The sequence below is a fragment of the Serratia sp. AS12 genome (assembly GCF_000214195.1).
GTDB lineage: Bacteria > Pseudomonadota > Gammaproteobacteria > Enterobacterales > Enterobacteriaceae > Serratia > Serratia plymuthica.
Window position 1 is genome coordinate 1490219 of sequence record NC_015566.1, and the last position, 12219, is coordinate 1502437.

At 58.0% G+C, this 12219-nt stretch carries 13 protein-coding genes; 6 read left to right on the top strand and 7 right to left on the bottom strand.

The genetic code is table 11. The annotated features are described in order from the left end of the window. Nucleotides 1–17 precede the first annotated feature (17 nt). The 4 genes from SERAS12_RS06970 to SERAS12_RS06985 all read right to left on the bottom strand — a co-directional run bounded on the left by SERAS12_RS06970 (nucleotide 18) and on the right by SERAS12_RS06985 (nucleotide 3456). A complete protein-coding gene (locus SERAS12_RS06970) occupies nucleotides 18–686 on the bottom strand; it encodes a methionine ABC transporter permease (protein ID WP_013812039.1) in 669 nt (222 codons plus the stop codon). Continuing rightward, nucleotides 679–1704, bottom strand: coding sequence for a methionine ABC transporter ATP-binding protein (locus SERAS12_RS06975; protein WP_013812040.1), 1026 nt, complete (start codon nucleotides 1702–1704; stop codon nucleotides 679–681). The genes SERAS12_RS06970 and SERAS12_RS06975 overlap by 8 nt, the downstream gene beginning before the upstream one ends. Before the next feature lie 251 nt (nucleotides 1705–1955). Then, a complete protein-coding gene (locus SERAS12_RS06980; protein ID WP_013812041.1) occupies nucleotides 1956–2399 on the bottom strand; it encodes an acetyltransferase in 444 nt (147 codons plus the stop codon). A 166-nt stretch (nucleotides 2400–2565) separates the two neighbouring features. Continuing rightward, nucleotides 2566–3456 carry a LysR family transcriptional regulator gene (locus tag SERAS12_RS06985; RefSeq protein WP_013812042.1) on the bottom strand — a complete coding sequence of 297 codons (891 nt, stop codon included), beginning with the start codon at nucleotides 3454–3456 and terminating at the stop codon, nucleotides 2566–2568. A 121-nt stretch (nucleotides 3457–3577) separates the two neighbouring features. On the opposite strand from SERAS12_RS06985, the gene SERAS12_RS06990 reads away from it, so the two are divergent. The 4 genes from SERAS12_RS06990 to SERAS12_RS07005 all read left to right on the top strand — a co-directional run bounded on the left by SERAS12_RS06990 (nucleotide 3578) and on the right by SERAS12_RS07005 (nucleotide 7313). After that, nucleotides 3578–4549, top strand: a complete 972-nt coding sequence (locus tag SERAS12_RS06990; RefSeq protein ID WP_013812043.1) for a quinone oxidoreductase — start codon at nucleotides 3578–3580, stop codon at nucleotides 4547–4549. A gap of 49 nt (nucleotides 4550–4598) precedes the next feature. After that, nucleotides 4599–5471, top strand: coding sequence for an oxygenase MpaB family protein (locus SERAS12_RS06995; RefSeq protein ID WP_013812044.1), 873 nt, complete (start codon nucleotides 4599–4601; stop codon nucleotides 5469–5471). 183 nt (nucleotides 5472–5654) lie between these two features. Then, complete coding sequence (locus SERAS12_RS07000; protein ID WP_013812045.1) at nucleotides 5655–6758, top strand: suppressor of fused domain protein; 1104 nt, start codon at nucleotides 5655–5657, stop codon at nucleotides 6756–6758. Between the two features lie 27 nt (nucleotides 6759–6785). After that, on the top strand, nucleotides 6786–7313 hold the full coding sequence (locus tag SERAS12_RS07005; protein ID WP_013812046.1) for a cysteine hydrolase family protein: 528 nt from the start codon (nucleotides 6786–6788) through the stop codon (nucleotides 7311–7313). Between the two features lie 88 nt (nucleotides 7314–7401). Here the strand turns inward: SERAS12_RS07005 and SERAS12_RS07010 are convergent, their stop codons facing one another. Beyond that, nucleotides 7402–8148 (bottom strand): SDR family NAD(P)-dependent oxidoreductase, encoded by a 747-nt coding sequence (locus SERAS12_RS07010; protein WP_013812047.1) that lies wholly within the window; start codon nucleotides 8146–8148, stop codon nucleotides 7402–7404. Between the two features lie 128 nt (nucleotides 8149–8276). Here SERAS12_RS07010 and SERAS12_RS07015 point away from each other — a divergent pair, with 128 nt between their 5' ends. Beyond that, complete coding sequence (locus SERAS12_RS07015) at nucleotides 8277–9206, top strand: LysR family transcriptional regulator (RefSeq protein WP_013812048.1); 930 nt, start codon at nucleotides 8277–8279, stop codon at nucleotides 9204–9206. A gap of 171 nt (nucleotides 9207–9377) precedes the next feature. Here the strand turns inward: SERAS12_RS07015 and SERAS12_RS07020 are convergent, their stop codons facing one another. After that, nucleotides 9378–9974: a hypothetical protein gene (locus SERAS12_RS07020; protein ID WP_013812049.1), complete on the bottom strand. Its 597-nt coding sequence runs from the start codon at nucleotides 9972–9974 to the stop codon at nucleotides 9378–9380. Between the two features lie 87 nt (nucleotides 9975–10061). Between SERAS12_RS07020 and SERAS12_RS07025 the strand changes: the two genes are divergently transcribed. Then, nucleotides 10062–10739: a YafY family protein gene (locus SERAS12_RS07025; RefSeq protein WP_174270203.1), complete on the top strand. Its 678-nt coding sequence runs from the start codon at nucleotides 10062–10064 to the stop codon at nucleotides 10737–10739. 70 nt (nucleotides 10740–10809) lie between these two features. Here the strand turns inward: SERAS12_RS07025 and SERAS12_RS07030 are convergent, their stop codons facing one another. Next, a complete protein-coding gene (locus SERAS12_RS07030; protein ID WP_013812051.1) occupies nucleotides 10810–12168 on the bottom strand; it encodes an MFS transporter in 1359 nt (452 codons plus the stop codon). Nucleotides 12169–12219: the final 51 nt, after the last annotated feature.

Here is a 12219-nt window from a genome sequence, read left to right on the forward strand (position 1 = left end):
CATTATTCCTGAGTTATTTATCGTTTATCGAGCGTTGTTGTAATGGTGTCGCCAATGAACTGGATAACGAAAACGATCAATAAAATCGTCAGCGTCGCCACCAGTGTCACGTCACCGTGGTTGCGTTGAAACCCTTCCAGATAGGCCAGGTTACCCAGCCCGCCGGCACCGATCACCCCGGCCATCGCGGTGTAGCTCACCAGTGCGATCAGGGTAACGGTAATGCCGGAAACCAGCGCCGGAGAAGACTCCGGCAGCAGCACGCGGAAGATAATGGTGCCGGTTTTGGCGCCCATCGAGCGCGCCGCTTCAATCACGCCTTTGTCCACCTCGCGCAGACCAATCTCCACCAACCGGGCATAGAAAGGCGCAGCACCGACAATCAGCGCCGGCAGGGCGGCATCGGCCCCCAAAATAGTGCCGATCAGCGCCTTGGTGAACGGGATCAGCAGCACGATCAGAATGATGAAGGGTATGGAGCGGAACACGTTGACCAGCACCGAAATCAGCGAATAGACCGTGCGGTTTTGCAACAGCTGACCCCGGGAGGTCAGAAACAGAATCACTCCCAACAAAATGCCCAGCACCAGCGTTGCCAGCCCGGCGATGCCGGTCATATACAGGGTTTCCCAGGTGGCGCTCAGTAACTGATCAATACGCAGGTGAGGGAACAGTGACTCAATCATGTTTGATGACCTCAACGGCGATATCTCGTTCTTTCAATAATTTCAGCATGTTGTCGATTTGCAGGTCGTTGCCTTCTGCATGGATATACAGTTCGCCGAACGACCCGTTAAGGGTGTGGCTGATTTTGCCGTGCAGGATGTTGATGGTCACCCGGTAGCGCTGGATCACATCGGAAATCACCGCCTGATGGGTTTGCATGCCGACAAAGGTCAGCTTGAAAATGGCCCCAGGCAGATGTTGAGCCAGCAACGGATTGAAGCTCTCTTCGGTTTCCTGATACTGCGAAACCTGTTTAACGAACTGCCGGGTAATCGGCTGCTGCGGCTGGGTAAAGACATCGATCACCGGGCCTTCCTCGACGATGCGGCCGTTTTCCATCACCGCTACGCGGTGGCAGATTTTGCGTACCACGTGCATTTCATGGGTGATCAGCACAATGGTCAGGTTCAGCTTACGGTTGATATCCAGCAGCAGCTCGAGAATCGAATCGGTGGTCTGAGGATCGAGCGCCGAGGTGGCTTCATCGCACAACAGCACGCCAGGGTTGTTGGCCAACGCGCGGGCAATGCCGACGCGCTGTTTCTGCCCGCCGCTGAGCTGCGAAGGATAGGCATCCTCGCGGCCCTGCAGGCCAACCAGCGCGACCAGCTCCGCCACCCGTTGTTTAATTTGCGCCTTGGGCACGCCGGCGATTTGCATGGAGAAGGCGATATTTTGGCTGACGGTGCGTGACCACAGCAGGTTGAAGTGCTGAAACACCATGCTGATTTTCAGCCGCGCCTGGCGCAGTTGCTGGCCTTTGGCGCGGGCGATATCGAAACCATCGACTTCAATACTGCCGCTGGTGGGGGTTTCCAACCCGTTAAGCAGGCGGATCAGGGTGCTTTTACCGGCACCGCTGTAGCCGATGATGCCGTAGATTTGCCCGGCCTCCACGGTCAGGTTGACATCATCAACCGCGACAACGCGGCCCTGCGCGCTGTCAAAAGTTTTGCAAACGTTCGAAAGAACGATCATAGAGCAGCCAATCCTTATCAATACATCACAGCATTCCGCCCGGAGCGTATAACGCCGGACAGGGGTCGGCTTCTGGGGGTAAAGACAGGCGGAACGTCTGTTTCTGGTGAATACGGGCCAATCCTACCGGGGGTTTATAGTGACAGGAAGAATGTAAAATCTATTAGTTATTCTGATTCGGTATATCAAATCATGAGAGGAAGTGATGACAAAAAAATCGACCAAGGTAAACCTCGGTCGATTTGTTTTATTTAACGCTTGTCGAGCTTCATATGAAGCAGCGGGAAGGGATTGCCTTGGCCGTCGAGCGCGGAACGGCCGGTGATTTCAAAACCGTAGTGCCGGTAAAATCCGCTGGCCTGCGGATTTTGCTCATTAACGTCCAGCAATAGCTCATCGTGCAGCGTTTCAGCATGCGCCAGCAGCGCTCTGCCGACCCCTTTGCCGCGCTGTTCCGCGTCGATAAACAGCATTTCCACCTTGTTGCCGCTCAGCCCGATAAAGCCGCAAGGGTTACCGGGGCGATCTTCCTCCACCCAAACGTTGACCGTCGGCAGGTAATCGTTCAGCACCAGCGGGAACAGTTGGGTAATGTTATCTTCGGTCAGAAAGTGGTGGGTGGCGCGCACCGAACGCTGCCAAATATCTGCCAGTTGCGCGTTGTCTTCCGCCGCGCGTGATCTGATGGTAATCATCGAAGTCTCTGCTATCTAAGTTGAAGAAAAACAAAAATTAGATAGAGGTTTTGTGGGGTTAATGCCGAATTAACGTGGGTTAACGCCCTGCAAAAACGCCTCTGCAGTGAGTCGGACAGAAAATGTAATTCAGTGCGGTGTCCGTTTCAACCGCCAGATTGCGCATTTATGCGCGCCCCCACAATCTGGCGACGGTCAGGGCGATAAAGGCTTCCAGCTTGGGCGATTGCCGCCGTTCGGGCAGATAGACCAGATGCATCGGCCGCGACAGCGGCGAATAGTCCGTTAGCACGCGCACCAGTCGGCCGGCGGCGATATCCTCATCCAGCAGCATAGCGGCATGCAGCGCAATGCCGAAACCGGCCAGCGCCGCACGGCGCACCCCTTCGCCGGAGTCCATCCGCAGCCGTGGCCTGACCGGCACGCTGATTTCCCCCTGAGCGCCTTGCAGCCGCCAAAAATGATTGCCGTCCCACTGACTAAAGCCAAAGCAACTGTGCTCGCTGAGCTGTTCCGGCCGCGTTGGGGCGCCATGCTGCGCCAGATAGCCGGGAGAGGCCGCCAGCGTCATGCGGTAATCGGGCAGGGTGCGCGCCACCAGGCCGTCATCCGCGACCGGCCCGATGCGAAACGCGGCTTCGTATCTTTCTTCAATCAAATCCACCTTGCGGTCCGACAGCACCACCTCCGCTTCTACGTCCGGGTGTTGTTGCAGGAATTCGGTAAGGATCGGCGTCAAAACGCGGTTACCGAAGGTGACCGGCGCGCTGATGCGCAACAGCCCGCTGGGCGAGCTTAACAGCGCCCTTGCGCTGGCTTCGGCGGCGTCGGCATCGGCCAGCAGGCGGCGGCAGCGTTCATAGAAGACCCGACCGGCCTCGGTCAACCCTTGCCTGCGGGTGGTACGGTTCAGCAACGGCGCGTTCAGCCGCTGCTCCAGATAGCGAATATGCTTGCCGACCATCGTGGGGGAAATCGCCATTTCGTCGGCGGCGGCGACAAAGCTGCCTTTTTCCACCACCCGCACAAACACCGCCATACTGGTTAAACGATCCATTATAAACCTTTGGTGTTTTCTGAATGCCCTGTGGGCCACTTTTCGGCAGTATAGCGCTCTGGGATACTGGATGCTAACGACCGTCAGTGCGTTATTGGCGAAAAATTCCCGGAGTAACACCATGCAGGCATTAACGTTTGAACGATTTGGCGGGCCAGATGTGCTCGAATACCTTGAGCTGCCGACACCACCGGTACCGGCAGGCGCGGTGCAGGTACGGATGGGAGCCGCCGGGCTTAACTTCGCCGATATCTACCGCCGCAAGGGCAATTATGTGCTGCACGGCAAGCCGCCGCATATCGGCGGTTACGAAGGCGTTGGCACCATTATCGCCGTGGGCGAGGGCGTTGACGGTTGGCAGATGGGAGAGCGGGTTGGCTTTGCCGACGTGCCTTTCTGCCATGCTACACGCATCAACGTGCCGGTGGACCATGCGCTGCGTCTGCCGCAGGCGCTGAGTGACGTCGAGGCCGCCTCGATTTTGTTGCAGGGGCTGACGGCGCAGTACTTGATTAACGATAGCGTGCAGGTGCGGGCGGGCGATCGTGCGTTGGTGCATGCGGCGGCCGGCGGCGTCGGGCAAATATTGACCCGGATGCTGGTGGCGCGTGGCGCGCAGGTTTATGCGTTGGTGTCTTCGGCGCACAAGCAGCAGATTGCACTTAAGAATGGCGCGACGGCGGCCTTTACCTACCAGCAGGACTGGGTGGCGCAAATCGCCGCGTTGACCGACGGCGGTGTCGAGTACGGTTTTGATTCGGTTGGCATCACGCTGCAGCAAAGCATTGACGCGTTGCGCCCCGGCGGCCGGGTGGTGACTTTCGGCATGGCGGGGGGTGAGGCACCGGCGATCTCGGCTTATCACCTGATGATGGATTCCAAAGGTGTCGTGGGTGGCGATCTCTGGACCTACCTCAATAGCGGCGAGGCGCGCCGCGAGCGGGCAGAACGGCTGTTCGCCAGTTGGCAGAACGGTGAATTTACTCTGCCGCATATCGAGACTTTCCCGCTGAGTGAAGGCGCGGCTGCCCATCGCCGGCTTGAGGATCGCAGCTTTGCCGGCAAGATTGTTTTGCTCAACGAGCAGGACTAAAACCGCCGCGTGATACACTGGTCACCGGATAATAAAGGGGCCAGGCAGGATGGAAGCACTACGCGCAGCGATAGAAAAACAGGTGATCGGCCTGACCGGGCTGGCGCTCGGCGGCATAGATTTCGAAAACCCGGCGGGTGACCCTGGCCTGTTTGGTCCGCAGTCGGTCATCTGGCGGGTACACTGCGATTTCACCTCAATGCTGTGTGGCGGCGTCAGCGCCTTGCTGCTGCAAATGCTGCACCCGCTGGCGTTGGCCGGGGTGTGGGATCACTCCAATTTTCGCGAAGACATGCTTGGCCGCCTGCGTCGCACCAGCCAGTTTGTCTCCGTCACTACCTTTGGCCCCACCGCAGAAGCCGAACGGCTGATCGCCAAGGTGCGGGCTATTCATTTGCAGGTCACCGGTGTCAGCAACGACGGCAGGCCCTATGCCGCCAGCGATCCCGATCTGCTCACTTGGGTGCACGTGGTGGAAAGCAGTTGTTTCCTGGCGAGCCACCTGCGCTACCGCAACCCGCATCTTTCCCCCGAACTGCAAGATCGCTATTACCAGGAGACGGCCCGCGTTGCCGCCGCTCTGGGTGCGCGCGATATTCCCACTTCCTGCGCGGCGGTGGCCGACTATCTGCAACGGATGCGGCCGCAACTGGTGTGCGATGAACGCACGCGTGAAGTGGCGCGCATTCTGCTGGCCGCCCCGGCGCCGAGCGCATTGGCACGGCCCTTTGGTTGGCTGGTGATGCAGGCGGGTATTGATCTGCTGCCCACCTGGGCGCAGCAGCAGTTTGATTTTTATCCCGGCGCGCTGCGGCGGCGCCTGGTGAGAGCGGGCGTAGGCGGCGTCGGTAAGGTGCTGCGCGCCTCGATGCGCAACGGGTCCTATCAGCGCGCCGTACGGCGAATTAACAAACCGGCGTAAGCCCCTGCCGCCATAAGCACTATAGTTATTACCAATAACCCAATGTTTTATCCCTGTTTATGGTCATTTTTGAGACTTTTACGGGTGATCCGGCCACGGATGCGCTTTACACTTGGGAAAAGCCGAATTCCAATTTATTAGTGCGCAGCATTATTCTGCGCCGTGACCCATTGTTGAGGTGATATGAACGAGTCATACGTACTTGCTGAAGTCAGTAATGAGAATCAGACGCTGGTGGCGGTGGTTCAGCAAGATCACCGGGCAGCCTATTTTTACATTTACCCTGCGGAAGAAAACGGCGAGCGTTTTCAGGTGCGCGCCTGCTGGTTGCGTAATCTGGCGGCTGCGCCCTTGCAGGAAGATCGCGCCGCGCTTGAACGGGGCCAACCTCCCATGCTGGCGGCCGAGTTTTGCCGCAATCTGGAAGGGGAAGCACCGCTGAATCCGGATGGGTTGACGGTGGTCTGGAGCGAAAGCGACGACGGCGCGGCGCTGTGGTACTACGGCCAACTGCTGGCGGTGATCCCCGGCTGGAGCCTGTATATCGACCATTCGGTGTGTTATTCCGCCAGTTGCATCAAAGAGAGCCCGCTGGTTTATCCGCTCGGTTCGGCCTCCACCAATACCCAGTATGCGTTGGCGGAAAACACCCGCCAGTTCTGGCGCAGTTGGCAGCGCGAGGAGGGCAACCCGTGGCCCAAAATGCAGAGCGATTATCAGGCGCGTTATGAGCAGCATTTTGGCCCTTCGGTAAAATACTACGCCATCGATCAAGGCAAATGGCCGCCGATGGCGATTACCCAGCACGAACGCGACGGCATTTATTATTTTCTCACCATGGGGGTCAGCATTCGGCCGATGCCGTGGGTAGAAATTCTGTTTAACGACGATGCCAGCCGTTATCGCCGCATGGAAATGGGCATCGCCATCGACGGCCAGTACATGACCGAAGAGAACGCGGTGCAGATGGCCAGCGCGCTGGCCGGGTTCGCGCACGTCCCTTGGGCGAAAATCACCTGGTTTGGCGAAGGGCATACGCTGGAGTCGGAGGTGGCGCCGCTGGGTTATGAAGGCTACGTACTGTCCTCGGCGTTTTATCCCTACAACGACCATCTGACGCTGCCGGAGCAGTATGGCGATCCGGTGAACATTTTCTGGGCCAGCCCGGTATTTGAAGCCGAGCGTCTGCTGGCGCACGCCACGCCGAACGGCGGCCACGATCTGGTGAACAAGCTGCGCGAGCAGGGCGTTGACCATATCTTCCGCCCACGCCAACCGGTATGCTGAGAGGGAATTTTTCTCAGGGGATCAATCATGAAGTCAGCGTTGTTGATTATCGATGTGCAAAAAGGGTTGTTTACGCCACCGCCGGCGGATGCCGAAGCGACGCTTGGCCGGATTAACGCACTGAGCGACCGCGCCCGCCTGGCCGGTGTACCGGTGATTTTTATCCAGCATCTCACGGCTGACGAAGCGTTGGCGCACGGCAGCGATGCCTGGCAGATTGACCCCGCATTGCAGGTGAAAGCCGGCGATCACCGGGTGGAAAAAACCACGCCGGATTCGTTCCTGCGCACCGGGCTGGGGCCGCTGCTGATCGCCAACGGCGTAACGCACCTGGTGATTTGCGGCTATTCCACCGAGTTCTGCGTGGACACCACCACCCGCCGCGCCGCCGGGCTTGGCTACCCGGTCACGCTGGCGGCGGATGCCCACACCAGCCACGACAAACCGCACGCGACGGGTCTGCAAATTCGTGCCCATCACAACGCCACGCTGTCGAATATCGGGAGCTTCGGCGTACTGATCGACGCGCTGCCGGCGGCAGAGATCCTCTTCTGATTGCCAGATAAAAACAGGCCCGGAATCTGCGTTCCGGGCCGTGCATTTTCTTTTACTTCCGCTTTATACATCACCGCACCAGGCTTTTTCAGCCGACCCGTGTGCCGCCGTTAATCGAGGTGATGGTGCCGGTAATAAATGAAGCCTGTTCCGAGGCGAGCCACAATGCGGCGGCGGCAATATCTTCTACCCGACCTGTGCGCGCCAGCGGCGTTTCTGCCGCAATGGCATCAATGCGATGCTGCGGCAGCCCGGCGCCGAAGAAGCGCGTATCCGCGATAAAACCCGGTGCAATGGCGTTAACGGTGATCCCCTGCGGACCCAGCTCGCGCGCCAGGTTGAGGGTAAAGCCCTGCACGCCAGCTTTGGCGGCGGAATAGCCCAGCGCACCTGGGCTGCCGCTGCCGCATTGGGCAGCAATCGAACTCAGGTTAATGATGCGTCCGCCCGGTTTACGCAGGTGCGGCAGCATCGCCAGGGTGAACAAGAAGGTACTTTTCAGGTTACCGTCGATCACCGTATCCCATTCGCGTTCGGCCTGTGCCAGCGGCGTGTCGGCCGCAATCACTCGGGTAAAACCGGCGTTGTTGACCAGTACCTCTACCGTACCGAGCTCTTCTGCCAGCCGTGCGACCACGTCTTCCACCTCACCTCGGCGGCTCAGGTCCGCCGCATAGTGCCGGGTGCCTGGGCCAATTAGCCGGGCGGCCTGCTGCAGACGCTGGGGGTCACGCGCCACGATGGCGATGCGGTAATCCTGTTGCGCCAATTGCTGGGCGATGGCCAGCCCAATGCCGCTGGAGCCGCCGGTGATAATTGCTGTACGTTGCGTCATAACCGATCCTCATTCAGCGCCGGCCACCCCGGAATGACGTGGGCCCGGCGGTCAGGAAAAGTATTGGCTTTTGGTATCGATACATCCAATACTCTATTTATACTTTTAAAATATGAAAAAGGTATCACGTGATTGAGCTACGCCAACTTAGGCAGTTTATTGCCGTGGCCGAAGAGATGAGCTTTCACCGCGCCGCCGAGCGCCTGCATATGGCGCAGCCGCCGCTCACTGCCGCCATCAGAAAAATTGAGCAGGAGCTGGGGGTGTCGTTGCTGGAGCGTGGCAACCGCATCACGCGCATTACCGAAGCCGGGCAGGTGTTTTTGATCGAGGCGCGGCGTACCCTGGCCCAGTTCGAACGCACTCTGGGCAATACCCGACGTGCGGCGCGTGGCCTGACTGAATCACTGCGGCTGACCTTTGTCGACAGCACGGTGAACGCCCTGTTGCCGGGGATCCTGCGGCAGTTTCGCCTCGAGCATCCGCTGGCGGAGTTTCACCTGCAGGAAGCGACGACCGCCGAGCAACTGATCGCCCTGCGCGACGATCGCGCCGATATCGGCATGGTGGTGCTGCCGGTGGCCCCGCAGGAAGGTTTGCAGATCCAGCCTTTCTTGTTTGATCGTATGGTGCTGGCGCTGCCGGATCACCACCCGTTGGCGTCACAACAGCAAGTGACGCTGCGCGATCTGGCCGATCAGCCGTGGCTGCTGTTTCCGGCGCATTACGGGCCGGGCATGCACGCGGCAATCCTGCAAGCCTGTGCGGTGGCGGGATTCAGCCCGCGCATCGTGCAAGAGGCGCGGCAGATGCAGACTATTGGTGGGTTGGTGGCCGGTGGAGTAGGGATTGCGCTGATGCCTGCGTTGTTTGCTGTGCTCAAATCCCCCGGCGTGGTATTCCGTGAATTGAGCGGTGTGGGCAGCCCGGTGCCTTATACGCTGGCGCTGGCATGGCAAACGCCCTCGCCACTGACCGAGGCGTTTTGCCGTATCGCCGCGGAACAGGCGGCGGCCTATCGGCGTGAGGTTGTGGGCACGATTGCCGGGAAATCATAAATATGTACGGTGGTGAGAGAGGGGCGATTGCCAATGCTTATGGCATTTCACTCAAGCTCTCATGGCTGCCGGCCAGGATTGTCCGCCTCTTGCCGCCGTATATGTTTAGGTATGCGGCTGCAAGAGGTCCGTTACTTTATCTTGATAGACCGGTTTGCCCCTCTTCAGGGGTTAGCATAACGAACCAAACTCCATGCTCTCCGGTTCAATCATGTCCAAAAAGGCATCGCAGACAGCCTGCCCCTGCCAGGATGCGCAAATCGCTTCTGCATGCTGCCGGTCGTCGGCAAAGGCGAGATCGACAAATACCCCATCGCCCAGACTGACCAGATGCTGGCTCTTCCATCCAGGCTGTAGCGCAAGGTGATTTTCTACCATTCGATTATAAACGTTACGCATGTCGCTCTCGTGAATACCCGGTTTCAAGCGAAATCTCCCTATTTCGATGCCATGACCTGTTTTCAACGACGGCGTTTGCTCCCTCTGTCCGGCATAGTGCCCCATGCTGTGCAAATTGCTGACAGAAGATCTGAAACTGGAGAATTCAGGTTGATTGCCAACGGCTTTTGCTGCCGCCAGGGCTTCTTCAGCGCTGTTCCAGACAACGAGGTCAACGCGTTCGTCAGCCATATCCCTCCCTGAAAATGCAATCCAGTCGACAAATCCAGGAAAATGTTTCAGCAGGCTCTGCGCAAGCGCTCTGGCCGAATCCGCAGCTTGTGGGTTTTTCACCTTATAGGTGACTATTTCGTAACAAGGGGTCGTCATTATTAACTCCGTTATCAGGATGATATGAAGTCTTGATCCTATGACATCACCCTGACAGTTTTTGTCAGGGTGATGTAAGCTCTTGTGATGAAAACTATTCGGCTCTTCACTTTACTTGAGCATCTTCGCTGTCGCGTACACCCGGTATCGGCTGAAGTATTGGCTCAGGCTTTAGATGTGTCTGTAAGAACCATCTACAGGGACATGGCAACGCTGCAGGCGATCGGGGCTCCCGTGCGTGGCGAATCGGGTTTGGGTTATTTGCTTGAAAAAGAGTATTTCCTCCCGCCGCTTAATTTTGACCCCGACGAATTGGACGCGATTATGCTCGGAATGCGGCTGATAGGGGCGCGGGGCGATGATGTACTTTCCGCAGCTGCAACCCGGGTTTCAGCAAAGATCGGTTCAGTCATCGATGTCAAAAAAATAGACATTTATAAACGACTCCCTCTCAGAGCCGTCTCTCGGCCTACGGAGGAAAGTGAGAAAGCGATGAAACACCTCGCGTTTCTCCGCCAGGCGATTCGTAAGAAGCTTCAACTGAACATCAATTATGTCGATCTGCAAGGAAGAGAGAGCGATCGGATAGTCCGCCCGCTGGGTTTGACGGTATTCGACTCTGTGTGGTTATTGACGGTCTGGTGCGAAAAGCGCTCCGATTTTCGTAATCTGCGGGTAGATAACATCACTTTGGCGGTGGGAACAGGCCAACATTTCAGGCCTGAGAGCGGGAAGCTATTTGAGGACTACCTCAAAACACTTTAGACGGGAGAAAAAGCCTGTTAGAAGGCGCCTTGCAATGCCGCCAGCACCGGCGGCATTGCAAGGACGCAGGTCAGGCCGCGCTGTCGACAATCGGGTGTTTCACCACGAACAGATACGATAGCGCGCCGATGACGGTGAAGCAGGCGCAAAGGATAAGCGCCAGTTTAAAGGAGTGGGTGGTATCCAGGATAAAGCCGGTGATCACCGGGGCGAACGAGGCGAAAATAAAGCTGGCGAAGTTCTGAATGCTGCCGACCGAGGCGGTCATGCGCGAGGTCACCGCCACGTGGATCAAGCCCCAGCAGGAGGTGCCGGCAAAGTGGATGCAAAACAGCGCCATGCCGATCAGGACTACGGCGCTGTAGGTGGTGGTGGCCTGCGGCACAATGGCGGTGAAGGACGCGGACAGCAACATGCCGGCCACGATGCAGATTTTGCGGCTTTTCAGCGGGGCCATGCCACGGCGAACCAGGAAATCGGTGACAAAGCCGTTCGACAGCATGCCGGCAGCGCCGAACAGGAACGGAATGGCGCTCATCAGCCCGGTGCTTTTCAGATCCAGATGGTAGGTGGTTTGCAGGTAGCCCGGCAGCCAGGCCAGATACAGCCACGCGGTGTAGTTGATGCCGCTAAAGCCGATCATCATGCCCCACATGGTGCGGTTCCTGAATAACGAGCGCCACTCGCGGAAGTTCATCGGTTCGCGCCGCGCGCTGACGCTGCCGGCATTTAGATAGGCCTGTTCCTGGGCGCTCAGGTCGATGTCCTGGCGGTTGCGATACAGCATATACCACCCGAGCGACAGCGCGATCCCCAGCACGCCGATGGTGATGAACATCCCGCGCCAGCCGAAGGCCAGCATCATGGCGGTGAGGATCGGCGGGCTGATCGCCAGGCCAATGGTGGACGCCGAGTTGAAAATCCCCATCGGCATACCGCGATGTTTGATGTTAAACCAGTCGTTGATCACCTTCACGCCGCATGGGTTCATCGGCGCTTCGCCGATCCCCAGCCCGATGCGTACCCAGATAAACTGGGTGAAATTGTGGATCATACCGGACAGCGTCTGGAACACCGACCAGACGAACATTCCCACCCCCAGCATAATGCGCGGGCCCTTGCGATCCAGCAGCAGTCCGCAGGGCAGTTGGGCGATGCCGTAAGCCAATGAAAACGCCGAAAGCAGCAGGCCGATTTCGGTACCGCTCAGGCCCATTTCCTCCCGGATGGTGGAGTTCGCGACCGACAGCGAACTGCGGTCAAGGAAGTTGATGATGGCGGCGAAAAACAGCAACAGCATGGCGGTGGTCTGGATTTTTTTAATTCTCGCCGAACGTACCAGCAGACCGTTTGGCGGCATCGGAATGATGTGGTCTGAATAAGGGTCAATCTGTTCTTTTCCGCTGTCAACGGTGGTGGTTCTTTCCATCTTTGCCTCCAGAATTTCGCATTAATAATATTTATTATTCCGGGTATTCCC

Coding starts and splice junctions, on each gene's coding strand:
- SERAS12_RS06970 (WP_013812039.1), bottom strand. CDS start 686: ATGATTGAGTCACTGTTCCCTCACCTGCGTATTGATCAGTTACTGAGC.
- SERAS12_RS06975 (WP_013812040.1), bottom strand. CDS start 1,704: ATGATCGTTCTTTCGAACGTTTGCAAAACTTTTGACAGCGCGCAGGGC.
- SERAS12_RS06980 (WP_013812041.1), bottom strand. CDS start 2,399: ATGATTACCATCAGATCACGCGCGGCGGAAGACAACGCGCAACTGGCA.
- SERAS12_RS06985 (WP_013812042.1), bottom strand. CDS start 3,456: ATGGATCGTTTAACCAGTATGGCGGTGTTTGTGCGGGTGGTGGAAAAA.
- SERAS12_RS06990 (WP_013812043.1), top strand. CDS start 3,578: ATGCAGGCATTAACGTTTGAACGATTTGGCGGGCCAGATGTGCTCGAA.
- SERAS12_RS06995 (WP_013812044.1), top strand. CDS start 4,599: ATGGAAGCACTACGCGCAGCGATAGAAAAACAGGTGATCGGCCTGACC.
- SERAS12_RS07000 (WP_013812045.1), top strand. CDS start 5,655: ATGAACGAGTCATACGTACTTGCTGAAGTCAGTAATGAGAATCAGACG.
- SERAS12_RS07005 (WP_013812046.1), top strand. CDS start 6,786: ATGAAGTCAGCGTTGTTGATTATCGATGTGCAAAAAGGGTTGTTTACG.
- SERAS12_RS07010 (WP_013812047.1), bottom strand. CDS start 8,148: ATGACGCAACGTACAGCAATTATCACCGGCGGCTCCAGCGGCATTGGG.
- SERAS12_RS07020 (WP_013812049.1), bottom strand. CDS start 9,974: ATGACGACCCCTTGTTACGAAATAGTCACCTATAAGGTGAAAAACCCA.
- SERAS12_RS07025 (WP_174270203.1), top strand. CDS start 10,062: ATGAAAACTATTCGGCTCTTCACTTTACTTGAGCATCTTCGCTGTCGC.
- SERAS12_RS07030 (WP_013812051.1), bottom strand. CDS start 12,168: ATGGAAAGAACCACCACCGTTGACAGCGGAAAAGAACAGATTGACCCT.